At 68.3% G+C, this 23,953-nt stretch carries 20 protein-coding genes and 5 pseudogenes; 13 read left to right on the top strand and 12 right to left on the bottom strand.

Annotated features, from left to right (window positions below; translation table 11 throughout):
* Nucleotides 1–1,052: 1,052 nt before the first annotated feature.
* The 5 genes and pseudogenes from IA22_RS0132705 to IA22_RS35790 all read left to right on the top strand — a co-directional run bounded on the left by IA22_RS0132705 (nt 1,053) and on the right by IA22_RS35790 (nt 4,692).
* Complete coding sequence (locus IA22_RS0132705) at nt 1,053–1,799, top strand: IS5/IS1182 family transposase (protein ID WP_030125747.1); 747 nt, start codon at nt 1,053–1,055, stop codon at nt 1,797–1,799.
* A gap of 15 nt (nt 1,800–1,814) precedes the next feature.
* Nucleotides 1,815–1,922 (top strand): annotated as a pseudogene (locus IA22_RS38465) (DUF4267 domain-containing protein); the annotation flags it as partial.
* A gap of 45 nt (nt 1,923–1,967) precedes the next feature.
* Nucleotides 1,968–2,421, top strand: a pseudogene (locus tag IA22_RS34550) (cupin domain-containing protein).
* Nucleotides 2,422–2,541: 120 nt separating this feature from the next.
* On the top strand, nt 2,542–3,129 hold the full coding sequence (locus IA22_RS0132715; RefSeq protein WP_030125748.1) for a hypothetical protein: 588 nt from the start codon (nt 2,542–2,544) through the stop codon (nt 3,127–3,129).
* Between the two features lie 1,299 nt (nt 3,130–4,428).
* A complete protein-coding gene (locus IA22_RS35790; RefSeq protein WP_015575441.1) occupies nt 4,429–4,692 on the top strand; it encodes a hypothetical protein in 264 nt (87 codons plus the stop codon).
* 185 nt (nt 4,693–4,877) lie between these two features.
* Here the strand turns inward: IA22_RS35790 and IA22_RS0132720 are convergent, their stop codons facing one another.
* Nucleotides 4,878–5,279, bottom strand: a complete 402-nt coding sequence (locus IA22_RS0132720) for a hypothetical protein (protein ID WP_015575440.1) — start codon at nt 5,277–5,279, stop codon at nt 4,878–4,880.
* A 77-nt stretch (nt 5,280–5,356) separates the two neighbouring features.
* Nucleotides 5,357–5,836, bottom strand: coding sequence for an Hsp20/alpha crystallin family protein (locus IA22_RS0132725; protein ID WP_030125749.1), 480 nt, complete (start codon nt 5,834–5,836; stop codon nt 5,357–5,359).
* A gap of 289 nt (nt 5,837–6,125) precedes the next feature.
* Here IA22_RS0132725 and IA22_RS0132730 point away from each other — a divergent pair, with 289 nt between their 5' ends.
* Nucleotides 6,126–6,359 carry a DUF6233 domain-containing protein gene (locus IA22_RS0132730; protein WP_106973282.1) on the top strand — a complete coding sequence of 78 codons (234 nt, stop codon included), beginning with the start codon at nt 6,126–6,128 and terminating at the stop codon, nt 6,357–6,359.
* Nucleotides 6,360–6,490: 131 nt separating this feature from the next.
* Here the strand turns inward: IA22_RS0132730 and IA22_RS0132735 are convergent, their stop codons facing one another.
* The 3 genes and pseudogenes from IA22_RS0132735 to IA22_RS0132740 all read right to left on the bottom strand — a co-directional run bounded on the left by IA22_RS0132735 (nt 6,491) and on the right by IA22_RS0132740 (nt 7,310).
* Nucleotides 6,491–6,703 (bottom strand): hypothetical protein, encoded by a 213-nt coding sequence (locus tag IA22_RS0132735; protein WP_030125751.1) that lies wholly within the window; start codon nt 6,701–6,703, stop codon nt 6,491–6,493.
* Between the two features lie 38 nt (nt 6,704–6,741).
* A pseudogene (locus IA22_RS38085) lies at nt 6,742–6,978 on the bottom strand (YgaP family membrane protein); the annotation flags it as partial.
* 41 nt (nt 6,979–7,019) lie between these two features.
* Nucleotides 7,020–7,310 carry an SHOCT domain-containing protein gene (locus IA22_RS0132740; RefSeq protein WP_015575435.1) on the bottom strand — a complete coding sequence of 97 codons (291 nt, stop codon included), beginning with the start codon at nt 7,308–7,310 and terminating at the stop codon, nt 7,020–7,022.
* A gap of 191 nt (nt 7,311–7,501) precedes the next feature.
* Here IA22_RS0132740 and IA22_RS0132745 point away from each other — a divergent pair, with 191 nt between their 5' ends.
* Both IA22_RS0132745 and IA22_RS0132750 read left to right on the top strand, forming a co-directional pair.
* Entirely contained in the window at nt 7,502–10,060 is a 2,559-nt protein-coding gene (locus tag IA22_RS0132745; protein WP_033250023.1) for a heavy metal translocating P-type ATPase, read from the top strand.
* A 273-nt stretch (nt 10,061–10,333) separates the two neighbouring features.
* Nucleotides 10,334–10,639: an Rv3488 family transcriptional regulator gene (locus IA22_RS0132750; RefSeq protein ID WP_030125753.1), complete on the top strand. Its 306-nt coding sequence runs from the start codon at nt 10,334–10,336 to the stop codon at nt 10,637–10,639.
* Between the two features lie 18 nt (nt 10,640–10,657).
* On the opposite strand, the gene IA22_RS0132755 is transcribed toward IA22_RS0132750, so the two are convergent.
* The 5 genes and pseudogenes from IA22_RS0132755 to IA22_RS0132765 form a co-directional block, all read right to left on the bottom strand.
* Nucleotides 10,658–11,932, bottom strand: coding sequence for an APC family permease (locus IA22_RS0132755; protein WP_030125754.1), 1,275 nt, complete (start codon nt 11,930–11,932; stop codon nt 10,658–10,660).
* 213 nt (nt 11,933–12,145) lie between these two features.
* Nucleotides 12,146–12,341: pseudogene (locus tag IA22_RS37885) on the bottom strand (IS5-like element IS4811 family transposase); the annotation flags it as partial.
* 147 nt (nt 12,342–12,488) lie between these two features.
* Complete coding sequence (locus IA22_RS0132760) at nt 12,489–13,112, bottom strand: DUF305 domain-containing protein (protein ID WP_030125755.1); 624 nt, start codon at nt 13,110–13,112, stop codon at nt 12,489–12,491.
* A gap of 128 nt (nt 13,113–13,240) precedes the next feature.
* Nucleotides 13,241–13,753 carry a DUF6153 family protein gene (locus IA22_RS37890; protein WP_318260267.1) on the bottom strand — a complete coding sequence of 171 codons (513 nt, stop codon included), beginning with the start codon at nt 13,751–13,753 and terminating at the stop codon, nt 13,241–13,243.
* A 242-nt stretch (nt 13,754–13,995) separates the two neighbouring features.
* Nucleotides 13,996–14,649: a serine hydrolase gene (locus IA22_RS0132765; RefSeq protein WP_051694885.1), complete on the bottom strand. Its 654-nt coding sequence runs from the start codon at nt 14,647–14,649 to the stop codon at nt 13,996–13,998.
* 291 nt (nt 14,650–14,940) lie between these two features.
* Between IA22_RS0132765 and IA22_RS0132770 the strand changes: the two genes are divergently transcribed.
* Complete coding sequence (locus IA22_RS0132770) at nt 14,941–16,323, top strand: MFS transporter (protein ID WP_030125757.1); 1,383 nt, start codon at nt 14,941–14,943, stop codon at nt 16,321–16,323.
* Nucleotides 16,324–16,371: 48 nt separating this feature from the next.
* On the opposite strand, the gene IA22_RS0132775 is transcribed toward IA22_RS0132770, so the two are convergent.
* Nucleotides 16,372–16,968 carry a TetR/AcrR family transcriptional regulator gene (locus IA22_RS0132775; RefSeq protein WP_015575427.1) on the bottom strand — a complete coding sequence of 199 codons (597 nt, stop codon included), beginning with the start codon at nt 16,966–16,968 and terminating at the stop codon, nt 16,372–16,374.
* A gap of 117 nt (nt 16,969–17,085) precedes the next feature.
* Between IA22_RS0132775 and IA22_RS0132780 the strand changes: the two genes are divergently transcribed.
* The 4 genes from IA22_RS0132780 (at nt 17,086) to IA22_RS36970 (ending at nt 22,654) form a co-directional block, all read left to right on the top strand.
* Nucleotides 17,086–18,681, top strand: coding sequence for an AMP-binding protein (locus tag IA22_RS0132780; RefSeq protein WP_245229648.1), 1,596 nt, complete (start codon nt 17,086–17,088; stop codon nt 18,679–18,681).
* Nucleotides 18,682–18,716: 35 nt separating this feature from the next.
* The gene (locus tag IA22_RS0132785) at nt 18,717–19,913 is read left to right on the top strand and encodes an acyl-CoA dehydrogenase family protein (RefSeq protein WP_015575425.1); all 1,197 of its coding nucleotides are present in this window, start codon (nt 18,717–18,719) and stop codon (nt 19,911–19,913) included.
* Between the two features lie 83 nt (nt 19,914–19,996).
* Nucleotides 19,997–21,943, top strand: a complete 1,947-nt coding sequence (locus tag IA22_RS0132790; RefSeq protein ID WP_030125759.1) for an alkyl/aryl-sulfatase — start codon at nt 19,997–19,999, stop codon at nt 21,941–21,943.
* Nucleotides 21,944–22,360: 417 nt separating this feature from the next.
* Nucleotides 22,361–22,654: a hypothetical protein gene (locus tag IA22_RS36970; RefSeq protein ID WP_015575423.1), complete on the top strand. Its 294-nt coding sequence runs from the start codon at nt 22,361–22,363 to the stop codon at nt 22,652–22,654.
* Between the two features lie 220 nt (nt 22,655–22,874).
* Here the strand turns inward: IA22_RS36970 and IA22_RS35810 are convergent.
* Nucleotides 22,875–23,701, bottom strand: a pseudogene (locus IA22_RS35810) (IS5 family transposase); the annotation flags it as partial.
* Nucleotides 23,702–23,953 lie beyond the last annotated feature (252 nt).

Here is a 23,953-nt window from a genome sequence, read left to right on the forward strand (position 1 = left end):
GACGAGGGCGGCCTTCACGAAGTTGGTGATGCGGTCGTGCTGCACCAGAGCTTCCCTACGAGGCGCCATCCCTTGATCTGCCGGGACTGTGCGGGCATCGTCCGCGACCTCTTCTGTGGTTCCGTGGTTCGGAATGAGTCGGTGAGCCTGCCCGTCCGGTTCAGGCCGAGGTGGGGTGTTCGTGGCCTGGACGCGGGTCCAGGCCACTCGGTCGCACCTCTCGAGATCCTCGCCGAGGGCTACCGGCGCCTCGCCTCGCTCTCTCCGTCCGGGAACGCTGTATGGACATCGTGCCTACCGTCATGGGAGCCTCAGTGCGTGATCATTCTTCGAAAGGCTCATGCCGCGTAGACGGCCAGGCGCACTCCGTGCGTCCCAGTGGAGACCCGTCACACCGACCATCCGGCGTATCTGGGGCCTGTCGCCCAGGACGACCGCTCTCATCCATCGTCTGGAAGCCCAGCGCCCCGACCTCCACCTCGGGACAGAGAGCGCTATGCGCTTGTACCGCTGGTTCCTGACCCAGCCTGGCCCCTATCTGTATCTCCAGCGCACCGCCTGTCCGTGCCCCGGGGGGCACTTCGACGACACGGCAGCGGCCCGGGATGCCATCGAGCAGATTCTTCATCTCCTGCCACCCCGTCCACGGCGGGAACTGGAGCTGATCGTGCGCCCTTTGGATGAGGAACTGTGGCGTCGAACGCTGCCCGATCCATTTGCCGGCCCAGGGGAGTGGTGGCACCAGCGTCTTTACCACGACCACACACCCATGGACCTGTTCCCGGAGTCTCCACGGAGCGGTCCTTATGCGATGTTGTTGAAACGAAGCAGGAAGACCATGACCGGGAACCGTAGCCGTCCTTCGGCAGACACAGGGCCGTAGACGGCCAGCCCTCCTGACGGGCGGGAGCGGTTGCCATCATTCGCCGGAGAAACCGTGAGCCCTTGCAAATCTGACGGCGTGACCTGGTGGTGGCGGGCTGTACGAACCGATGAAGCTCCTGGTAGACGGGGTCACGACCAAGATCACCCGTGCCGACCAGGAGCTCCGTGTGCTTGTCTATCCATCGGCGATCGATCCGTCCAGTGCCCACTTGCGCCACCTCACTGGGCATCTCACGGTTCGCCGTCGCGAAATCGGCACCCGGTGGCGCCGCGTCACGCCGGGCCGTCAGGCTCTGCTGGTCCTGGCCCATCTGCAGTGCGGCGACACCTATGCCCAGCTCGCCGCCGCGTTCGGCATCGGGATCGCGACGGTCTACCGCTACGTCCGCGAGGCGATAGAGGTCCTGGCCGCACTGGCTCCCAGCCTGGCCGAGGCGATGCGGACCGCGAGCCGCCTGGCCTTCGTGATCCTCGACGGGACGCTGCTGCCGATCGACCGGATCGCCGCCGACACCCCGTACTACTCCGGTAGACACAAGCGCCACGGCATGAACGTCCAGATCCTCACCGACCCTTTCGGACGGCTGCTGTGGGCCTTGCCCGGCTCTACCCACGACCTGACCGCGGCCCGCACCCACGGCATCGTCGACGCGCTCGCCGAGGCCGGCCTCAAGTGCTGGGCCGACAAGGCATACCAAGGTGCCGGTGGCTCCATCCGGGTACCCTTCCGCGGCCGTCGCCTCAAGCGGTGGCAGCGCCAGCACAACAGCACGCACGCCAAGATCCGCTGCATCGGCGAGCAGGCCATGGCCACGCTCAAGGGCTGGCGCCTCCTACGTAAGCTCCGGTGCAGCACGAACCGCATCACCAACTTCGTGAAGGCCGCCCTCGTCCTTCACCACGCATCAGCGTGAGGTTGGAAAGGGCTCACGGTGATCGTCCTGTGTAACGGTGGGACGAGGGCGGTGGCTTTCGGTATCCACCTGGCCACGGCAGTCGCAGTCCTTGTCTCGGCCGCACTTCTCTTCGCGGCCTGACCTTCGCGTCACGCCGCCATTGCGCGCTTTCGAGGAAGTGAGCCCATGTCTTTTACCCACCCGGATTTCGACCGGTCTCTCGTCATACGCGAGGCTGATGCCGAGGTCATCGGACGTGCCCCGACCACCATTCGCCTGCTGGCCGACAGCCACGCCACCGGAGGTGCCCTGTCCACCCAGCGCGTCACTCTGGCCGAGGGAGTGAACGGCGCGAACCCCCACCATCACGCCAACTCCGCCGAGCTCTCCTACCTGCTGGACGGCACGGCTCAACTCCTCTCCGGCGACCAGGTCCTCACGGCAGGGGGGGGACCTGGTCGTCGTCCCGCCGAACGTGCCGCACGCCTTTGCGGCCGCCCCTGGTGAGAGCGCGGACATCCTCATCGTGATCACCCCGTGGGTGGATCGCTTCGAATACTTTCGTCATCTCGAGCTCACTGCGTACGGCAAGGTCCCGCCGGAAAGCCTCCTGGACGTGCAGGAGTTGTACGACACTTAATTCCAGCAGAGCGAGGCCTGGAACGCCGCTCGCGCTTGATCCGGCGGAGTCGGGACGCGCGCTCGGCCGGCGGTCGGGACCGGGCCCACAGCATCCGATGTATTGCGGCAAGGAGAAGAAATGCGGTTGCGGAACGTGATTGCGGTCGGTGCGGCAGTACTGGTGCTGACGGCGGTCAGTGGCTGCGGCAGTGACGAGGGTGGGGAGAAGAGCAGCGCGGCCGGCGGCGACGGCTACGGGCAGTCCGCCGGCAGCGGTGGGCGGCTCATGGATACCGAGACGAACGGCCGTCCGAGCGCCGGGACCATGGCGGACATCGAGACGTTCGTCAGCCAGCGCACCACGTGCACCGACCTGCACCCGGAGGACAAGGACTCCGACCATGAGGATGACCCGGATGCGGAGTCGGTCGGCGAGCTGTGGGGCATCAAGGAGCGAGCCGTCTGCTGGGACATCAAGCGCAACGGAGTCACGCTCATATCCATCAACGACATGAAGAACTTTCAGACCCAGGCCGAGAAGCACGGCCCTGCCGGATACCTCCTTGGAGAGGACTTCGCCATTACGGGCGGCCCCACGACCAGGGCCAACCTCAAGGATTCTGGGCTCCTCGCCCTCGTCTGCGACCCGGAGACCGAGATTCCAAGTGGCTACACGAAGGAGAAAGGCCTCGTTGACGGTTGCACGCTGACCGACTTCATCTCATGACGACCCTCGGCCGATAAGCGTGGCGCAATCCAGGGCAGTTGCGGCTGGCCGTCGCCTGGCTCCCCTGCGACCGGGGGCTCGTCGATCACGGGCCCCCGGTCGCAGGGGAGCGGCTGCGGGAGTGGCTGAACGTGGAATGCAACGCTTCGCATACGGCCGTCCGCTGATGGGGCTTCCCGTCGAGATCCTCGGCCACCTGGGTGATGCGGCGTCCGACACTGCCGCGGGTTCCACGTCTTCGAGGGTGGCCCGGCCGCCCAAGCGCGGGGGCGAGTCCACGTCTCGGTGACCTGGCAAACCGGAACCCTGTGCAGGCGGTGACGGCTACGGACACCGGCTCTTGGAAGGCCACCACGCAGGAGTGAGACCGGCTGTACCCCGCCGACCCGCCCACCATGAAAAGCGAAACGAACCCCGGCGAGAGGTAGGGCCTTGACCCCGAATGGCCGGAACCCGAGGCCGACCGGAAGGTCCTGTCCTGCCGTGCCATCCAACATGACCGGATGTTCTCGAACTTCGAGGCAGGTCCGCCACCCTATTCACGCCGCGGTCGTCTGCGACCGTTCAAGGAGCTGGCCGCGTTCAAAGCGGGCCCCAGCGCGGACGAGGGCAACGAGGCGGGGTGTATTCACGGCTCGCATCGCGCCCTCGCGGACGATGTCGTCGATCAGAGAGCCTGTCTTGGTCGTTCCAACGACATTCACTACGCTTAGCACGGGCCCACGGCACGATGACGGCCCGCCGACTCCGTCGGCGAGCCGTCATGAAACTTCGAGGTTGGCCGACTGCTACCACTCGGAGTTGTAGCCCGAGCCGTTGCATCCGGAACAGACGCCATCGCCTCCGCACTTGCTGCACTTGCGAGGGCCGGACCATGCGTAGACCTCGCCGGTGCCCTTGCACGTGCGGCACTGGCCCTTTCTCTCCGGGCATGCCTTGCATCGCGCCATGAGCGGCTCCCCCTTGTCCTCTGACCGGAAGCTTCACCGTACACAGAGTGATCAGGCTCACGCCATGGAATTACTGCCGCACGTGCAGTGAGCTCTTCCGGCCTGTCTGAGTCAGCGTCCCCGATCGCCGCGAACACGCCGCAGGCGGCCAGCGTGGTGTTCGAGGGGCGAGCGGTCCAACGGGGGGTGAGGTGCTCGGCCCTCGGGAGGGAGCGGACGTCGTCGAGGAGCGGATAGCGGACCGGTGTGACAGGCCCTCCTCGGCCGGGCCGAACACCTCCTCGCTGCCCTGCCCGCCACACCGAATGCAAACGATTCGGTCACTACGCGTGACTGGCAACATGGCCGGATGACCGAGCACCCACAGCGGCGGATCTACGGGGCCGAAGGTGATCCCTACGCCATCCGCCCCGGCCACGAGTACGTCCAACTCTTTGGCGGACCGCTGGACGGACAACTACTGAACATCACGGGCCTCACGCTTGAGCAGCGCATCACCGGCGTGCACCTGATCACTCCGCGCAGCGTTTATGGGCCAGGTGGCCGGGCGTCCTATGCACCAGCCAGTGACCACCCTGACGAACACTGGGTCTGGGAGGGTGACGTGCCCTGAGGCAACTCGTTCCCCAGCTCGGACCAGGCCTTGCAGTGAAATGAGACCTCTGAGATGCTCCGCGCTACCTCGCGTCGCCCGGTCACCGGTTTTGCACGCACCGACGTGCCCGCGCTCACGAATGGCTCACCGTGCACCCTTGGAACCCCTGCCTGGCTGCTGCTTCGGCTCCTGTTCGGCCGAAGTCACCCCTGCGGCGATGCTCCGACGGTCTCTTCGCAGACCACAGCGTGCACATCCATCAAGAGATCTTGCTGCGCTTTGCTGAGCCCGCGCAGGGAGGGCTGCTTGTCGCCGGCTGACCATCGGGTGCCGCAGATCGTCAGGTTGCCGAAGATGTATTGCGTCGGGCCGCCGAGAGCGGTTACGACCCTCGTGGCGATGGGGTTGGGCGGGTACGTCGCCACGAAGCACGAGCTTTTGCCGACATGGCCCTGCAAACCGTCACCGCCCCATGAGGAACGGTGGATGCTGAAGGCCAGGGGACTCTTGTGATGTGGGTCCGCGGCCTCACACATCCGGGCCTGGGCCTCGTCGGAGAACATCAGGTGTCCATTGGGATCGAAGAACGCATAGAGCTCCGCCATACAAACCCTCCACGCCGGCCGTGCTGAGCCCTCTCCGAGGAGAGCAGGCAGCAATAGGCCGCCCTTACACCGGGCGGTCAGGCCTGGGTGATTTCCACGTGGTGTGCCTTGGCCGCCTGGGCTTTGGGCACCGTGACGGTGAGGACTCCGTCGGACAGGGACGCGGTGACCTCGTCTGCCTTGACGCCCGCGGGAAGCAGAGCCTGCAACGCGAAGTGCCCGACGCGTCGTGTGCTGTGGCGCAGGACTCCCTCGCGCTCGCGCTCCTTGTACTCGCCGGAGATGCGCAGCTCCCGGTCGCTGATCTCCACGTCGATGTCCTCGCGCTCGATTCCGGGCAGCTCCGCCTCGACCACGTAGGAGTCGTCGGTCTCATGCATGTCCGCCAGGGGCGACCACGCGCCGGTCGTTGGTTCCGCCCCTACCGCTTCGAGGAAGTGGTTCATCCGCTCGAAGAGTTCGTCGAACTCGGTAGCGGTCTGCTTTCCCCATCCCAGTGGGGGAAACGGGTGGTTCATGAGCTGGCCGGGCCTGCGGTGTACGGCCGGGAGAACCATGACGGCTCACCTCCGCAAGAAGACGCTCCCTCCATGCTGCACGCCCCGCCGCCGGCCCGCGAGCGAGGACAGCCTGCCGGGCCGGTTCGCGGGCCCGGGCGTCCGGAAGGCCTCCACCGGCTCCCGGCAGGCTGCCAGCGACATATCCGCGACTCGGACGACTTCCCCGGCTCGCCGTTCCCTCGAAACCCCGCAGGGTCCCTTCCCACGAAGAACCGGTCAGACGCAGACGCGCTGCCGCTCACACCAGTATCGGCTCCCCAACCCAGCCACGCCTCATCACCGTCAGTTGCTCAAGATCCACGCCCAGGAACAGGCACGCCGCGAGCGGGCACGCGCCGAGATGGCGTTCAAGATCCAGCCACAACGCTCCTCGTCCACCGCACTGCTCCACCGGGGAGGCTGCTCCACCTACCCGGACCAAGTCGGCTTGATCTCCCGCGAGGGCGCCATGGTGGCACTCGCAGAGCCGGGCATTGAGCCGTGCGAGGTCTGCCGACCGCAGACCGGACTCCTCGGCTGACCGGCAGGGGCCCGCACTCCCCGCGGGCTTCCCCTCGAAGAACAAGAAGCCCTCTTCCTCGAAGACCGGGAAGAGGCGGGCCGTGGTGCCGCTACCTCCAGTATCCGCCCGGCACCGCACACCGCCCAGAGCTACGCCGCCGCGTAGGTGTGCGCACGTCCGCCCCGCCACTCCACCCAGTCCGGCTGATCGAGCAGCCGTTCCGCGTCCGGGAGCCCCGCACGGCGCAGAAACTCCACGACGTCCTGGTCCAGGCAACACACGACCATGAGCCAGCCGTGGCCGCCGCTTTTGGGTTTGCGGCCGGGGCTGGGGGCGCTGTGGTGGTCGAGGGGGGCGTCCATCGCGGGCTCCGAAGTGATCGCGGTATGTGGCCGAGCTTGGCGTACAGCGGGCAGTGCCCGAGCCCGCCGGTGACCAGCAGGTCGAAGCCGGTGAGGATGAGCAGCACCTCCATCGCCACTGCGAGGGCCGCGGTGGCTGTCGTGAGCAGGAGGATCCCGGCGATAGCGGCGGCCAGGCCCACGAGGATCCGGCCGAAGCGTTCAACGGGGCTGATGTTGACCGTGGCCCAAGCCGATGTGGCCTTGCGTAGGTGCCGGGTGGCCGAGGCGGTCACGCCCTACATCCCTTCCATTCCAGGATCACCGCTCGCTGTCTTCAGCGCTGATGCGGCCCGGTTCCTGAGCCGTGCAAGGCGGCCAAGCGGCGCCGGTAGCCGTCTTCGTCGATCTCACCGCGGGCGAACCGCACGGCGAGAATCTCCTCAGGTGTGAGGTCCGGGGCGCTGACGGGGCCGTGGTGGTGTTCTCCGCTGACGGAGCCGGCACGGGCCAGGGCGCGGAAGAGCAGCACTGCCGCGGTAATGATCAGCCCCCAGAACAGGATCATGCTGACCGACATGACGAACCAGCCCCAGCCGCTGACGTCGTGGTCGTACCAGAACATCATCGCGATCACTTCCTCGCGGGTGGGCCGCTGAGCGTTATCTGCGCAGGCAGTCCGCGTACTTCCATGGTCCCGCCACAGCGACGGCGGCGCTGGGGCCGAACGGTCCTGCCCGCGGGCCCGGTGCGCCCCTGCCCACCGAGGTGCCCCGACGGAGAATGGATGGTGGAAGCAGACGGCTGAGGGAGCGCGCAATGGGCCTCGCCCAGGTGATCGTGCTGGTTGCCGCCGTGGCGCTGATCGCAGGTCTGGGCTGGTACTTCTTCGGCCCGCGCCGCGCCGGTAACGTACGCCTGGAGGGCGGGGTGCAGCGGGTGGAGGTGAAGGTGCGGGGCGGCTACAGCCCCGACCTGATCAGAGTCCGCCAGGGCACGCCGGTGGAGCTGGTTTTCGACCGGCAGGAGGCCGGTGAGTGCACGTCGCGAGTGGTCTTCCCGGACCTGAAGGTCGGTGCCGTTCTGCCGGCCCACACCCGCACCACCGTGCAGCTCAACCCGGACCGGTTCGGCTCCTTCGGGTTTTCCTGCGGCATGAACATGATTCACGGCACGTTGCTGGTCGAACCCGCGGACGGCCCGCCACAGCCTGCCCCGGACGGCGTCGGCACGACGGCCGATCGTCACCCGGCAACCCCCGCTGATTCGGGCGGGCCGTCAACAGGCAGGGCGCGCACAGCGGCCGAGTCGCAGGACGCGGACGCCGCCGAGCGGCAGGCAGAGATCAAAGACCTCACCCGCCGTGTGGTGACGGGCGCCGTGCTCACCGCTCCCGTGCTGTTCGCGGTGATGGCGCACGAGTTGTTCGGCGCGGCCTGGGTACCGGGCTGGATGCTCGACCACTGGCTCCAGCTGGCCCTGATCACGCCGGTGATGCTGTACACCGGGTGGCCCATTCATGAGACGGGTTGGTTGACCCTGCGCCACCGGGCCGCCGACATGAATTCCCTGATCACCCTCGGCACGTCTGCGGCCTACGGCTACAGTCTCCTGGTCACCCTCGCCCCCGGTCTGCTGCCGCCGGACCTGCGGGAGGTCTACTTCGAGGCTGTCGGCGTCATTCTGACCCTGATCCTGCTGGGGCGGCTGCTCGAAGCGCGGGCGAAGGCCGGTACCGGCGAGGCCATCCGAGCTCTGCTGGGGCTGCGGGCCCGTACCGCACGCGTCGTGCGCGACGGCGCCGAGACCGAGGTCCCTGTCGAGGATGTCCTGGTCGGCGACGAGCTCGTCATCCGGCCGGGCGAGAAGATCCCCGTCGATGCAGAGGTCCTGTCGGGATCCTCTGCGGTGGACGAGTCGATGGTCACCGGTGAGCCGATGCCGGAGACCAAGCACGCCGGGGACACGGTCATCGGAGCCACCGTCAACGGCACCGGTTCCCTGCGGGTGCGGGCGGAAAAGGTCGGCGCGGACACGATGCTGGCCCAGATCATCCGTCTGGTACAGCAGGCCCAGGCATCCAAGGCGCCCATCCAACGGCTCGCCGACGCGGTGTCGGCGTACTTCGTACCCGCGGTCATCGCCATCGCCATCGGCACGTTCGCCGTCTGGTTCATACTGGGCCCGTCCCCCGCACTGACCCTGGCGCTGGTTTCCGCCGTCGCGGTGCTGATCATCGCCTGCCCGTGTGCGCTGGGTCTTGCCACTCCGTTGTCGGTCATGGTCGGCACCGGCAAGGGAGCTCAGGCCGGCATTCTGCTCCGCTCAGCCGAAGCCCTTGAGACCGCCCACAAGCTGGACACCGTTGTGCTGGACAAGACCGGCACCATCACTGAGGGCAAGCCCGTCCTGACCGACGTCCATCCCGTCGGCGATTTCGACGAAACGGAGCTGGTGCGGCTCGTCGCGGGAGCCGAGACCCAAAGCGAGCACCCGCTCGCCCAGGCCATCGTCACCGGTGTCCGCGACCGCGGCCACCAGCCTCCCCCGGCAACCGGCTTCGACTCGGTCACCGGCAAGGGCGTCCAGGCCGCCGTGGACGGGCATACCGTCCTGATCGGCACTGCCCGCCTGCTGGACGATGCCGGCATCGACACCACCGCACTGGCCCCCGTCGCGGCCACCTTGTCGGCCGAGGGCAAGACTCCCGTCCTCGCCGCGATCGACGGGCAGCCCGCCGGCGTGCTCGCCGTGGCGGACACCGTCAAAGACGACTCCGCCACCGCCATTGCCGCCCTGCAGCACCTCGGCATCGATGTCGTCATGCTCACCGGAAACAATGCCCGCACCGCCGCTGCGATCGCCGCCCAAGTGGGGGTTGACCGGGTCCTTGCCGAGGTGCTGCCCGAGCACAAGGCGCACGAGATCCGCCGCCTGCAGGGCGAGGGCCGCACGGTCGGCATGGTCGGCGACGGCATCAACGACGCCCCGGCGCTGGCCGCCGCCGATGTCGGCCTGGCCCTCGGTACAGGCACCGACGTAGCGATCGAGGCCGCCGACATCACTCTGATCTCCGGTTCGCTGAGCGGCGTCGTCACGGCGATCAGACTGTCGCGAGCCACCATGCGCAACATCCGGCAGAACCTGTTCTTCGCCCTGATCTACAACGCCGTCGGCGTCCCGCTCGCAGCAGGTGCCCTGTATCCGCTGTGGGGCATCAGGCTCAGCCCGATCATCGCGGCCGCGGCCATGGCGCTCAGCTCACTGTCGGTGGTCACCAACGCCTCCCGGCTGCGCCGCTGGCATCCCCAGTCCGACATCGCGACAGCTGCGCCAACGGCCCACAAGGCCCAGTCGCCGGGACAGCGACGCGGCTGACGACCCACGACCCCTACGATGACGAGCTTTTGATGAGTTGCTGGTCAACCCGCTGAAAGATCTGGTGGGAACTCGCTGAGCGAGGGCGGGACAAGCCTTCGTTTTCGGTTCGGCATGAAGGACATCAGTGAGGTTTCTGAAGTGGAGGTCTCCACTTGTGAGTAGCGTGGCGGCCGTCCGGCGCTTCGCGACGAGATCGAGCGGGGCGGTATCCGGCGCAGGCGTAGGATCGGATGCCGATATCGGTTTCGTCACTGCCGGAGGTGGTCCAGGGTGCGGGAGTTCCAGCGGGGTGCGGTGCGGCTGCACATCCTGCATCACGCGGCCCAGGAGGAGATCTACGGTGCGTGGATGACCGAGGAGCTGGCCTCCCACGGCTACCGGATCAGTCCCGGTACCCTGTACCCGACGCTGCACCGGCTGGAGGTTGAGGGGCTGCTGGTCTCCGAGCAGCGGGTGGTCGACGGCCGCACCCGGCGCGTATACAAGGCGACGAAGGCCGGGAAGCAGGCCCTTGCCGAGGACCGCCAGGCTCTCAAGGAGCTGGCCCGCGAAGTCCTCGGCGAGGATGCCCCGTAGCGGCAGCCGCGCGGGAAATTACGCCCTGCGCGCGGTCACGGCGCGGCGCAGCCCGTAGGCGGCCGCACCGAAGGCCAGCACCGCGGCGCCCGAGATCACCGAGGACACGGGCAGGGCGAAGGCCAGCACCAGGCAGCCGGCCAGCCCCACGGCCGGGGTTAGCCGGTTCGTTTTTCCCTCGTCCTCGGTGAGCGTCCAGGCGGAGGCGTTGGCGACCGCGTAGTACGCCAGGACGCCGAAGGAGGAGAACCCGATGGCCCCGTGCACGTCCGTGGTTGCGGCGAGCACCGCGACCACGGCGCCCACCAGCAGCTCGGCACGGTGCGGCACCTTGAACCGGGGGTGGACGGCGGCCAGGGCGTGCGGCAGGTGCCGGTCGCGGGCCATCGCCAGGGTGGTGCGGGAGACACCGAGGATCAGCGCCAGCAGCGAGCCGAGCGCGGCCACTGCGGCGCCCACCTGCACGACGGGGGACAGCCAGCCCGCGCCGGCCGCCCGGACCGCCTCCGACAGCGGTGCCGTGGCCTGCGCCAGCCCGCCGGGGCCAAGGACCGTCAGCACCGCGACGGCGACGACGGCGTAGACGACCAGGGTGATGCCCAGCGCGAGCGGGATGGCCCGGGGGATGGTGCGCGCCGGATCGCGGACCTCCTCGCCGAGCGTGGCGATCCGCGCGTACCCGGCGAACGCGAAGAACAGCAGGCCCGCCGCCTGGAGCACCCCGCCGGCCGTGGCGTCCGCACCGACGCCGAGTCGGGCCGCGTCCGCCGTGTCGGAGGCGAGGCAGGCGACCACCACCGCGGCGAGCACCGCCAGGACCACGGCCACGATCACCCGGGTCAGGAGCGCGGACTTCTGCACCCCGGCGTAGTTGACCACGGTCAGCGCCACCACTGCTGCCACCGCGACCGCGTGCGCCTGGCCCGGCCATACGTACGAGCCGACCGTGAGGGCCATCGCCGCGCAGGAGGCGGTCTTGCCGACCACGAAGGACCACCCGGCCAGATAGCCCCAGAAGTCACCGAGGCGTTCGCGGCCGTAGACGTAGGTGCCACCGGAGACCGGGTAGCGGGCCGCGAGCCGGGCCGAGGAGGTGGCGTTGCAGAAGGCGACCACGGCAGCGACCGCGAGGCCGATCAGCAGCCCGGACCCGGCGGCGTTCGCGGCCGGGGCCAGGGCGGCGAAGATCCCCGCGCCGATCATCGACCCCAGGCCTATCACCACGGCGTCGGACACCCCGAGCCGCCACTGAAGTTCGTCCGGCATCCCAGCGGCGGTCGACGGCTTGCTCATGGCCCACTCCCTCGGCGGCACAGCCGCGTAGGTTACGCACTCCGATATCGGGAGACGATACGTGAGCGGCCCGACCGCCGGCCGCAACCCCGGGCCACGAGTGCACGCCCCGTGCTCGCAGGAATGACCAGTTGCGAGATTTCTGCGAATGCCCCGAAGCGGACCGCGAATCCGCAGGCCACCGGACGACTCGAAGCCCGGTGAATGAGCAGGTCAGCTGCTGGTTTGCGGTTTCCTGGTCCAAGCGGTGCGCGTCAGGCGTTTGGTCACCAGCGTGATGGCTGCCCAGGTGATCAGCGTCCGTCTCGGAGCGCTGGACGAGCCGTTCGTAGTCGCGGGCCTGGCGGCGGGCATTCATCATCCAGGCCAGGGACCGGTCGACGACCCAGCGGCGAGGCAGCAGGACGAAGCGGAGGAGTCCCTGGGCCGGGCGACAGTCTTGATCGTCAGGTTCAGGTGCCGTTCAGCAGATCACCGTGAAGGCCATTCCGAAGCGCGACCGCGGCAGGGCCGTACACGCCAGTCGGCGTGTACGGCCCCGTGAACGCCGAGCCGGTCAGCCCGTGCCGAGAAGGCTGTTCATCCTGCTGATCTCCGCGGTCTGAGAAGTGATGATGGCGTCAGCCATCTTCTTGGCGTCAGGGAAGGATCCGTCGGCCTTCTCCGTCTTCGCCATATCCACGGCGCCCTCGTGATGCTTGATCATCATCTCCAGGAAAGCGGTGTCGAACGCCTTGCCGGACGACTTCTTCAGGCTGTCCATGTCCTCGCCCGTCATCATGCCGTCCATGCCATGCATGGAGTGATCCATGACGCCCTCGGCGGGAACCTCCTCGCCCCATGAGGTCAGCCAGCCCGACAGGGTCTTGATCTCCGGGGCCTGCGCCTTTTTGATTTCGCCCGCCAGGATTTTGACCTGAGCCGACTGGGCCCGCCTGGAGGCAAGGTCGGCCATCTCCACGGCCTGGCGGTGGTGAGGAATCATGCCCTTGGCGAACGCGACGTCGGCGGCATTGTGCTCACCCTGCGACACCGCAGCGGACGCAGTGGCCGAGGCCGACGAGCCGTGCCCGTCGTGCCCGGCCGAGGCGTCCTTGTCCGACCCGCACGCTGCGAGCACGAAGGACGCGGCGCCGGCAGCGGCGACGAGCGCCGTACGGCGGATGAAGTGCTTGTTCATGGTGGTGCGACTCCTTGATACGCAGCCCATACAAAGGCATACGTCGAGGCGGAAGAGAACACAGGCGCAAGCGCGGCACCGCTCCCGCCCCCGCAGTACCGGGGAAAGAAGGTGCCGTGCGGGCCGCTCTAGATCCCCAGAAGTTGCAACTCGGCCAGGTCAGGAGGTGCACGCCCGCCCTCGGGAGACCCGGCCGCGCCGGAAGGAAACACCTGCAGCGCACGTGGGACATCAGGAACGGAAGCCAGCGGGGGCGGGACGTAAGGAGAGCCGACACCCGCCGCCACGCACAAGGCATCCGCGTGATGCGCATGCCCCGCTCCGCCGGTGGCGTGCGCGCAGTCCCCGGCTGCGTCGACGGCCCTTTCGTGCGTCATCGCCGCGCCGCGAGCGCTGCCGGCTGTCGCGACTTTCATCGGCGCCGGGTCAGGGCCCAGCCCGTGCATCGCCAGCACTCCGGCCAGTACCGCCAGCACCAACAGCACGAAACCGCGCCCGGCAGGGCGGCGGCTCGACGGCTGGACGGCACATGACATGCCGCCATCGTACGATCTGGCGCCGGCAGCGGCCCGCCCGCCTCGGCCGACAGGTTTCTCGCCGTGATGGGGTATCCGTTTCCCCGGTCCACTGGGCGTGGTCATGGCGGGTGCTGGGGTCGTCCTGGGGAGTCGGCCATCCCGGGGTGGCTGTTGTAGGTTCTTCAGCGTTCTTTCAGCGGCCGCGCTGCGGGCGAGGTCGGCGAGCTCACGTGTATCCAGCCGTCAGGCGCGGTCCGTGAATCCGACGTGAGGTTGTCGGCACATGCTGCCGGTCGAAGCGGACCCGGAGGGCTCGGTGCCGTGCCCAGCCACTGGCGCCGCACCGAACTTCACCGCGTCGCAGCCTATGCCTCCGAGTGGAGGTGCGCGCCGATCTGCAGAAACGCCGGGACGAACGGGACGGCAGGAACGGCGGAGGAGATCACCTGGGAACCGAAGTGGACGACGACGAGGTCGAGTCCCGGTGAGACGAACAGCCGCCGGCCTCCGTAGGAGACCTGGGTGCCCATGTGCAGAAGGTCCTCGATCCGGGCTTCGCCGAAGGCGGTTCCCGCGAGTTCGGGGACGTAGAAGGACGTCTGAAGGGTGCGGTCCAGGTGCCCTTGGTGGGCCAGAACCGCCGCGACGAGACCGATGTACGACTTTGCCGCCGAGGCGTTGAAGTGCGGCGTGTGCCCTTCGATGCCGTCCAGGTACCGCTCGTACACGACGGAGCCGCGGTGCAGGACGAGAAAGGCGTCGGTCTGCGCGGCGTCGAACAGGTCGGGCAGCGTGACTGCGGCCCTGCCGTTCAGTTCGAGGGGCACGGTGTCGAGCTCGTGCGTGCCGGGATCGGAAGAGGTGGACCTGCCGGGCAGATCCCGGGGACGGCGGACTCCGCGCCAGCCCCTGCGGCTCGGTGAGATCTCGCGGCCGGAGGTCGTGAAACGGCGGGTCCAGGCGGGGTCCGTGTAGCCGCGCGTCCACGAGAGGCCACTCAGCGGGGCTGTCTCGGTCATGTGTCGCTCCGTCCGTCAGCAGCTAGAGCTGGCGAGATCTCAAACATGTCTAGCGTTACCGTACACACAGGTCAGTTTTGGGAACAGAGGCCATTTACGTCTTGGTCAACTCGTTGACGCACAGGCGCTCGAGAGCTACGTTTCCAAATGATTCGATCATTAACAGACAGTCAGTCCGGTAATGCTGGACGCGGCTGTCGTGAATCCCGCAGCGGACGACGCGAGTTCCGGGCGAGCACTCGTTCCCCGCCTCCTCCGCCCCCTTCCTTCCGAGCCGCAGGAGTGTGCCTCATGGTCGAACCGCCCTCGTCCGCCCCGCCTCTCGATGCGGCCGGCGGCCCCCTCCCCGCCGACGCCGGAGGGGCACCGCCGCGTCCCACGTTCGACCGACGGCACGCATGGCTGATCGCCGCGATGATCGTGTCGTTCATGCTGATCAATTACGCGGACAAGTCCGTGCTGGGGCTCGCAGCCGTACCGATCATGGACGAGCTCGGCATCAGCAACAGCACGTACGGGATGATCTCGAGCTCGTTCTCGTTGCTGTTCAGCCTCTCGGGGCTTGCCGTCGGTTTCGCCTCTGCCCGCCTCTCCAGTCGGGTCCTGCTCTTCACGATGGCCGTCTTGTGGGCGGTGGCCCAACTGCCTGTGCTGGTCGTGGCGTCGGTGCCGGCGCTGGTGGCCGGACGCGTACTGCTCGGGGCCGCGGAAGGGCCGGCGGCGTCGATGTCGATGCACGCGCTGTACAAGTGGTTCCCGGCGGACCGCCGTGGCCTGCCCTCTGCCCTGCAGATCAGCGGTGCCGCCCTGGGCACGCTGGTCGCGGCGCCGGTGGTCACCTGGCTGATCACGAGCTTCGGCTGGCGCTCGGCATTCGTGGTCCTCGCGGTGGCGAGTGTGCTGTGGAGCCTGATCTGGTGGCGAGTGGGCCACGACGGGCCACACGGCGGCGAGGTCACGCCCGGCGCGGAAGGCCACCGGAGCGTCGGCGCTCCGGCCTCCGGAACCCCGTGCGCCCCCGCCCCGCAGGCACGGCTGCCGTACCGGCGGCTCCTGCTGAACGGCACGGTGCTCGGGTCGATCGCCGCCGCCTTCGGCGCCTCCTGGGCTCTGGCGTTGAGCCATGCCTGGCTCCCCGCCTACCTGCGCACTCAACTCGGCATGACATCGGGGGTAGCCGCAACGGTCATCAGTGCGATCTCCGCATTCAGCCTCGTGCTGCTGCTCTCCGTACCCGTACTGGGGGACTTCCTCCGCCGCCGGGGCGGCTCGAGCCGCGGGTCGACGGCGATCCCGCAAGGCGTCGCCGTGGGTGTCGCGGCACTGGCCATGGCTGCCTTCCCGTTTGTCGACGGCCGAGGCGTCCATCTCGCGCTGCTCGCCCTGGCGTTCGGTGGTCACGCCATCGTCTTCCCGCTGCACTACATGACCGTTTCGGCCGTGGTCCCGGCGGTCCAGCGTGGCGCCGTGTTCGGTGTCGTAGCCGCGGCCGGAACCCTGCCGGGGCTGATTTCCCCTTATCTGACCGGGTACATGCTGGACTCCGCCGCCTCGCGGAGCGCCGGCTACACGCAGGCCTACCTGCTGTCCGCTGCCGTCATGCTCGTGTGCGCCGTGGCCGCCCTCATCACCATCCGGCCGGAGCGGGACGCGCGCCGGCTGAAGCTGGGCTGACGCCCGCGGGGCGGCCGCGGCGCCTGTGCCCCGCGGCCGTCCCGGGTCTCAGGCCCGGCTCTCGAAGCCGCTGGCCCAGTACCGGCCGTGCAACGCAAGGTCGAGCAGCATCCGGACGACCTCCTCGGCGGGCAGCGATGGCACGTCCTGCTCCACCCACCAGCGCAACACCGCGATCTGCTCACCCACCCAGACGCGGGCCAGCAGTTCGGGGTCGATGCGCGGCTGCACGGCGTTGCGTTCCGCGCGGGCGCGGAACTCCTCGGCCGTCGCCCGGGCGAGGGCGTCCACGAACATCTGCAGCGGCTTGCCGTCACCCTCGCCCCGCAGCACGATCCGGTACTGGTCGCGCTCCTCGCGGGCGTGCCGCAGCATCTCCAGGACCGGCTTGCCGGTGAAGCCGACCTCGCTGTCGGCGACGACCGGCTCGAGGCGTGCGGCGAGCCCGGTCAAAAGGTCGGCCGTCACACGGGCGAACAGGTCTTCCTTGTCGCGGCAGTGTGCGTAGAAGGTCGCGCGGGCAACATCGGCCCGCTCGGTGATGTCCTCGACGGTCAACGCGGTGAAACCGCGCTCCAGCACCAGTTCCACCAGGGCCGTCCCCAGGGCGCGGCGTGACCGCCTCGTCCGTCTGTCCTCGGCCACGAAGCCACCTCTCCTCGATCGTGACGCTGCGAGCGTCCTCAGTCTAGAAGACTCTTGACACTTCTTACTTTACTGAACAAGGTGTCTGTAAATGAAACGACTATCCATTTCTGCCTCTTGGAGTACAGCTTCATGAACCTCGGCACCTATCTCTCACGCAGCGCTCGCTACTGGCCCGAGGCCCCCGCCCTGGTATGCGGAGAGCGCTCCTGGTCCTTCACCGAGCTGGAGTCCTCGGCGAACCGCCTCGCCTCCGCCCTCACCGCGCGCGGCCTTCGCCCCGGTGATGTGGTGGCCTGCGTCGCGTGGAACCGCGGGGAACTGGTCGAGACCGAGTTCGCCCTGTACAAGGCGGGATTGACACGCGCACCGATCAACGCGCGTCTCGGGCGGGGCGAGATCGCGCACATCCTGCGCTACGCCTCCGTGCGCGCCCTGGTCTTCGACTCGGCACACCGCGAGGACGCCCTCGCCGCGATCGCCGCGGCCGGCAACGAGTGCCTGCCCGTCCCGCTCGACGAGGAACCGGAGGAGGCCCTCCCGTCCGGAGCGCCGCCCGTCACCTACTCCACCCTGCTCGCCGAGGGCGACGCCGCGCCGTTCCTCGTGGACGTGGACGAGGACGAACCCTGCGTCCTGAACTTCACCTCGGGTTCCACCGGAGCGCTGAAGGCCGCAGTGCAGACCGTCGGCAACCGGCTCGCGAACATGCGCAAGCTCCTCATGTCCGACGAGTCACGGCCACGTCCCGGCACGCGTTACCTCGCCTGCGGGCCCATCACCCACGCCACCGGAATGGGCCTGCTGGCCGGCGTGTTCGGCGGTTCCACGACGTACGTCCTCCCCGCCTGGACCCCTGAAAGCTTTCTGGAGACGGTCGAGAAGGAGCGCATCACCGCCACCTTCCTCGTCCCCGCCATGGTGAACATGGTGCTCGCCCACCCCGCCGCCAGCCGCCACGACCTGTCGTCCCTGACAAGCGTGCGGATCGGTGGCGCGCCCATCTCACCGCAGCGCCTGCGTGACGCGGTGAAGCTCTTCGGGCCCGTCCTCGCCCAGGGGTACGGACTCGGGGAGACCACCAGCGTCGTCGCCGGTCTGAGCGCCGGAGAGATCGCCCACGCCCTCGAGGAGGACCACGAGCTGCTCCAGTCCTGCGGGCGGGCCTCCTACGACACCGAGGTGCGCGTCGTCGACGAGAAGGGCCGGGAGCTCGGCCCGCGCGAGATCGGCGAAGTCATCGTGCGCGGCCCGGACTGTGTACGCGAGTACTGGAAGGAGCCCGAACTCTCCGCCGAGACGTTCCGCGAGGGGTGGGTGCACACCGGCGACCTCGCGTGGATGCGGGAGGACGGCTACCTCTTCCTCGTCGACCGCAAGAAGGACATGATCATCTCGGGCGGCTTCAATATCTACTGCACCGAGGTCGAGGCCGCTCTCTACGAGCACCCCGCCGTCCAGGAGGCCTGCGTCGTCGGCGTACCGGACGACACGTGGGGCGAGGCGGTCAGGGCCGTCGTAGTCCAGAGCCCCGGTGACACCGGCGTGACTGCCGACCAGCTGATCGCCTTCTGCGCCGACCGCCTCGACCGCTTCAAGAAACCCCGGGCCGTCGACTTCGTGACCGAGCTGCCCCACAACCGCAACGGCAAGCTCGACCGCAAGTCCGTACGCGAACCGTACTGGGCGAACGCCTCCCGCCGCGTCAACTGACCACTTCTCGATCACCCGTTCCCCCAGGAGCCCCCGTGACCTTCTCGCTACGTCCCACCTACGACGACCCTCGCACGGCCGAACTCGTCGACCGCCTGCGCGGCTACCTCGATGGCGAACTCGCCGACTACGAACGAGAGCGCGGCATCACCCCGATGGGGCGTCTGACGCGCGCCGATCTCGAACCGGTCTGGCGCCGCAGCCGTGAACTGGGCTTCTACGGTATCCACCTGCCCAAGGAGTACGGCGGGCAGAACCTCACGTACACCCAGCTCGCGGCCCTGAAGGAGGAGCTCGGCGCCAGTGGACGCGTCCTGTCGCACTGCGTGCTGGGCGACATGGGCGGCCCCCTGCGCGCGGGCGACATCCTCAAGTACGCCACCCCACACCAGCTGGACACCTACCTGCTGCCACTTGTCCGCGGTGAGCGGGCGTGCTGCTTCTCTCTCACGGAGACCGACGCCGGATCCGATGTCCGCTCCATGCGCACGGTCGCCACCCGGGACGGCGAGGGCTACCGCCTGTCCGGGCACAAGGTCTTCTCCTCCGCCGGCCCGTTCGCCGACTTCGCGATCGTCGTCGCCCGCATGGCCGGCACCGGTGAACTACCGGACGACAAGCCCCGGTTCTCGGCCTTCCTCGTGGACCTCGACAGCCCCGGCTGCCGTGTCGAGGACGGCGCGACGCCGATGTCCGGCGAGCACATCGAGAGCGACATCGTCCTGGACGACTGCTGGGTTCCGACCGCGAACCTGCTCGGTGAGGAGGGCACGGGCATGCGCATCGCACTCGGCAGGGTCACCACGAACCGGCTGCTGCACTGCCCCAGCGTCCTCGGCGCCACCCGCCGCGCTCTCGACCTGACGCTCACCCGGGCCCGGACCCGCATGGTCGCGGGAGGTCAGCCGCTGCTCATGCTCCAGGCCATCCAGCACCGGGTCGCCGACATGGCGACCGGCCTGTACGCCGCGCGCTCCATGACGTACGCGGCGCTCGCGGCCCTCGACGAGGGCCGCGAGGTCCACACCGAGGCATTCATGTGCAAGCTCTTCGTCGCCGAGTCCGCCTTCCGCATCCTCGACGAGGCGGTGCAGATCCACGGCAAGGAAGGGCTCACGCAGGGCAACGAGATCGAATTCCTCTTCCGCAAGATCCGGATGTTCCGCGTACTGACCGGCACATCGGAGATCCAGCGCAACGGCATCGCCAAGCTGCTGGCCCTGCACCACTGACACCTGACGCAGCGGAAGGTCCCCACCCCTCGTCCGCCCTTCCGGCCGGGCCGTTCGGAACGCCCGGGAAAGGTCTTTCACCCATGACACCGATGAACAGGCGCGACTTCGTCGCCGCCACGGCGGGCGCCGCCGCCGCGGCCGTCTCGCTCAACCCCGCCACCGCACAAGCAGATCCAGGTCACCGCCCGCACGGAGCCCCGACTCCGACGCGCACGGACGGCCTCCCCTACGACGACACGACCGACTTCGACGACGCACAGCGCGGATTCGTCGCCGCGTTCACGGGCGGCCCGATCACCACCGCGGACGGCAGGACCGCCTGGGATCCGAATGCCTACGATTTCCTCGACAAGGCTGGGGATCCGGCCCCCCACACCGTGGACCCCAGCCTCTGGCGACAGGCCCGGCTCCTGGCCCGCCAGGGCCTCTACAGGGTCACCGACCGCGTCTACCAGGTCAGGGGCCTGGACCTGTCCAACATGACGATCGTCGAGGGCGACACCGGCGTCATCGTCATCGACCCGCTGATCTCCGCCGAGACGGCCGCCGTCGCCCTGCGCCTCTACCGCGACCACCGCGGCGAACGTCCCGTCCGCGCGATGATCTACACCCATCCGCACGTCGACCACTTCGGCGGCTGCAGGGGCGTGCTCCCGGACGGTGCCGGCGACGTCCCCGTCGTGGCGCCCAGCGGGTTCATGGAGCACGCCGTCAGCGAGAACGTCTACGCCGGCCCCGCTATGTCCCGCCGCGCTTCGTACATGTACGGTGCCGGCCTCCCCTCCGGGGTGACGTCCCAGGTCGGGTGCGGTCTCGGTCTGACCGTCTCGCTGGGCACGGTCGGTCTCATCCCTCCCACCCACTCCATCGGTGCCACGGGCGAGGAACTGACGCTCGACGGGGTCCGGATCCGCTTCCAGATGACTCCCGGAACCGAGTGCCAGGAGGAGATGAACTTCCTCTTCCCCGATCTCCGCGCCGTCTGCATGGCGGAGAACGCCACCCACACCATGCACAACATCGTGACCCTGCGCGGCGCCCAAGTACGCGACGCCCACGCCTGGGCCGGCTACCTCACCGAATCGATCGCCCTCTACAACGGCGCCGCCGACGTCGCCTTCGCCTCCCACCACTGGCCCACCTGGGGCAACGGCAACATCGTCGAGTTGCTCACACACCAGCGGGACCTCTACGGCTACCTCCATGACCAGACCGTCAGGCAGATGAACCAGGGCCTGACCGCAACCGAGATCGCCGAAACCTTCCAGCTGCCGCCCCAGCTCGAGGGCATCTGGGCCAACCGCGGCTACTACGGCTCTCTCAGCCACAACGTCAAGGCCGTCTACCAGCGCTACATGGGCTGGTTCGACGGCAACCCCGCCCACCTGTGGGAGCACCCCCCGGTTGAGGAGGCCCGCCGTTGGGTGGAAACCCTGGGTGGCCAGGCCGCGGTCCGCGCCCGCGCCCGTCACTACGCGGAACGCGGTGACCTCCGCTTCGCCGTCACCCTGCTGAATCACGCCGTCTTCGACGACCCCAGGGACGAGCGGACCCGACGCGATCTAGCGGCCCTCTACACGCGCCTGGGGCACACCGTCGAGAACGCCGTCTGGCGGAACTTCTATCTCACGGGCGCGCGGGAACTGACCTGTGGCGTCATCGACGGCACCAGTGCCACCATCGGCCCCGACATGCACCAGGCCCTGACGGTCGACCAGCTCATCGACGGACTCGCCGTCCGTGTGAACGGACCGAAGGCATGGGCCCTCGACCTCACGATCGACTGGCACGTCGGCGATGACCGCCGACGCCTCCGCCTCGCGAACGGACTCCTCACCCGGACGACCGGCACCCAGCCCTCCGCCGACGTGGGCCTCACCATGACGATGACCAAGGCCCAGCTCCTGCGCACGCTCGCGGGCCGGGGGGTGGAGGGCATCACCATGGAGGGTGACGCGAGTCTGCTCACCCGGCTGATGTCGGTGCTCGACAAGCCGGACAAGACGTTCGCGATCGTCACCCCCTGACGACCGACACCGTGGAGGCACCATACGGGGGTGTGGACTGTGGATCAGGGCAGCTATCCGGGACACACGGTTTCCGCCCGCCGGACGCCGGGAAACGCGTTGAGCTCTGTGGGTGATTACTCGGCTACGGCCCTGTGTTGTAATCCTCCAAACGGTTCCGGGAAGGACCGATAAGGGGTGAGGGGGGGGCATGACATGGCCGCTCGGCTCGTACGTGCCGCTCGGGTGGTTGCGATGGCGGTGACCTTGCCGCTGTCCGGTTGCGTCGCGACCGATGACAGCGCGAACGGTGGTGAAGGTAAGGAGCGAGCGACGGCTGCGATCGAGGCCGCTTGGGCATATCAGCAGGCCCAATTGGACCATGATTGGGAGGCTGCCTGCGAGGCCACGACGGAACGCCTGCGGCGGAGTTGGGAGATGGACACCATAGCCGAGTGCGTCGAAGTTATTGCGGCGCCCAAACCCGGCGACAACAGTGACACGGGGGTGAGCACCAGTGAGGCTGTCGAGGTCCCGGCCTTCGGCCCGCACCCGGCCGGAATCGGAGTGGGGACAACCGTGGACTCCAAGCGAGTCGCCATGGTCGTGCAAAGCGCACTGCGGCTTGTCCCCGACGAACGCGGCACCTGGCTCGTCGACCAGGCGGTCAGGATCGTCGAGAGCGGGAGCGCAGACTCCAAGGCTGTGCGCGCAGCGCTGGAGAGAGAGTGACCCGCATGCTGGCGCACGCTCAGCGGTCGTGGCGTACATCGAGCGGGTGAGGCAGCAACGGGCGCACTGGGGCCGAGACCTGTCGAGCGGCAGACTCAAGCCTTCCAGCAGGCCGCCCGGGCGGCCACACGGTCACGACTCGGCACCGGTCGGCGAGTTGCACCAAGCGTGGCCGCCCATAGCGGGCACCGCTGCCTAGGCACTGTTTCTCGGATCGTGCTCTGAGCCAGATGACGAGTGCTGCGAGCGTGACGGTGCCGAGGTAGATGTAGGCGCGTTTCTCGTATCGTGTGGCGAGGGCCCGGAAGCCCTTGAGGCGGTTGATGGTGCGTTCGACGGTGTTGCGTTTTTTGTAGCGCTCGCTGTCGAAGCCGGTGGGGCGACCGCCTCGCGAGCCTCGGTTCTTGCGGTGTCTTTGCTGGTCGAGGCGTTCGGGAATCGTGTGCGGGATACCGCGTCGTCGCAGGTAGCGGCGGTTTCTGCGCGACGTGTACGCCTTGTCCGCCAGAACACGGTCGGGCCGGGTGCGAGGCCGGCCGACTCCGGTTCGGGGCACCGATACCTGCTCCAGGACCCGCTCGAGCTGGGGTCCGTCACCGTAGTGTCCGGGTGTCAGGACGAAGGCGAGGGGCCGGCATCGCCCCTCGGCGGCCAGGTGGATCTTGGTGGTGAATCCCCCGCGGGAACGTCCCAGGCATTCGCCGATCTGACCACCTCCTCCAGCCGGGCCACCAGTTTCCGCAGTACCGGATCGACCTGGTTCGTCCCCTGCTCGGCCCCCTTTTGAGGAAGGGCGGCCGGAGGAGCCTTCCTCGCACCGGCGGCGTGCTGGTGGGCTCGTACCGCTGTCGAGTCCACCGACACGTCCCAGTCGATCCCGCCCGCCGCGTCCTCCGCTGCCTGGACGCGGGACAGCAGCATCTGCCAGGTTCCATCAGCTGACCAGCGGCGATGTCGTTTATAGACCGTCTCCCACGGCCCGAACCGCTCGGGCAGATCCCGCCACTGCACGCCGGTCCGCACTCGGTAGAGAACCCCGTTGATCACCCGCCGGTGATCACTTCACCGACCGCCACGCGCACCACCCCGAGGCAAGAACGACTCCAGCCGATCCCACTCCGCATTCGTCAGATCCCCACGGCCCATACAGCCAGCCTGGGCCCAACGCCCCACCCGCGTCAGGAGATCCGAGAAACAGTGCCTAGGGCCTGTCTTCAAAGGGTCATATCCACATCAGGAGTGACGCGATGGTGAGTGCTGCTTCGTAGGATTCGCGGGTTTTGTCGTAGCGGGTGGCTA

This window comes from Kitasatospora papulosa, assembly GCF_000717245.1.
Classification (GTDB): domain Bacteria; phylum Actinomycetota; class Actinomycetes; order Streptomycetales; family Streptomycetaceae; genus Streptomyces; species Streptomyces papulosus.

Coding starts and splice junctions, on each gene's coding strand:
- IA22_RS0132715 (WP_030125748.1), top strand. CDS start 2,542: ATGCGGTTGCGGAACGTGATTGCGGTCGGTGCGGCAGTACTGGTGCTG.
- IA22_RS35790 (WP_015575441.1), top strand. CDS start 4,429: ATGACCGAGCACCCACAGCGGCGGATCTACGGGGCCGAAGGTGATCCC.
- IA22_RS0132720 (WP_015575440.1), bottom strand. CDS start 5,279: ATGGCGGAGCTCTATGCGTTCTTCGATCCCAATGGACACCTGATGTTC.
- IA22_RS0132725 (WP_030125749.1), bottom strand. CDS start 5,836: ATGGTTCTCCCGGCCGTACACCGCAGGCCCGGCCAGCTCATGAACCAC.
- IA22_RS0132735 (WP_030125751.1), bottom strand. CDS start 6,703: ATGGACGCCCCCCTCGACCACCACAGCGCCCCCAGCCCCGGCCGCAAA.
- IA22_RS0132740 (WP_015575435.1), bottom strand. CDS start 7,310: ATGATGTTCTGGTACGACCACGACGTCAGCGGCTGGGGCTGGTTCGTC.
- IA22_RS0132745 (WP_033250023.1), top strand. CDS start 7,502: ATGGGCCTCGCCCAGGTGATCGTGCTGGTTGCCGCCGTGGCGCTGATC.
- IA22_RS0132755 (WP_030125754.1), bottom strand. CDS start 11,932: ATGAGCAAGCCGTCGACCGCCGCTGGGATGCCGGACGAACTTCAGTGG.
- IA22_RS0132760 (WP_030125755.1), bottom strand. CDS start 13,112: ATGAACAAGCACTTCATCCGCCGTACGGCGCTCGTCGCCGCTGCCGGC.
- IA22_RS37890 (WP_318260267.1), bottom strand. CDS start 13,753: ATGACCACGCCCAGTGGACCGGGGAAACGGATACCCCATCACGGCGAG.
- IA22_RS0132765 (WP_051694885.1), bottom strand. CDS start 14,649: ATGACCGAGACAGCCCCGCTGAGTGGCCTCTCGTGGACGCGCGGCTAC.
- IA22_RS0132770 (WP_030125757.1), top strand. CDS start 14,941: ATGGTCGAACCGCCCTCGTCCGCCCCGCCTCTCGATGCGGCCGGCGGC.
- IA22_RS0132790 (WP_030125759.1), top strand. CDS start 19,997: ATGACACCGATGAACAGGCGCGACTTCGTCGCCGCCACGGCGGGCGCC.
- IA22_RS36970 (WP_015575423.1), top strand. CDS start 22,361: ATGGACACCATAGCCGAGTGCGTCGAAGTTATTGCGGCGCCCAAACCC.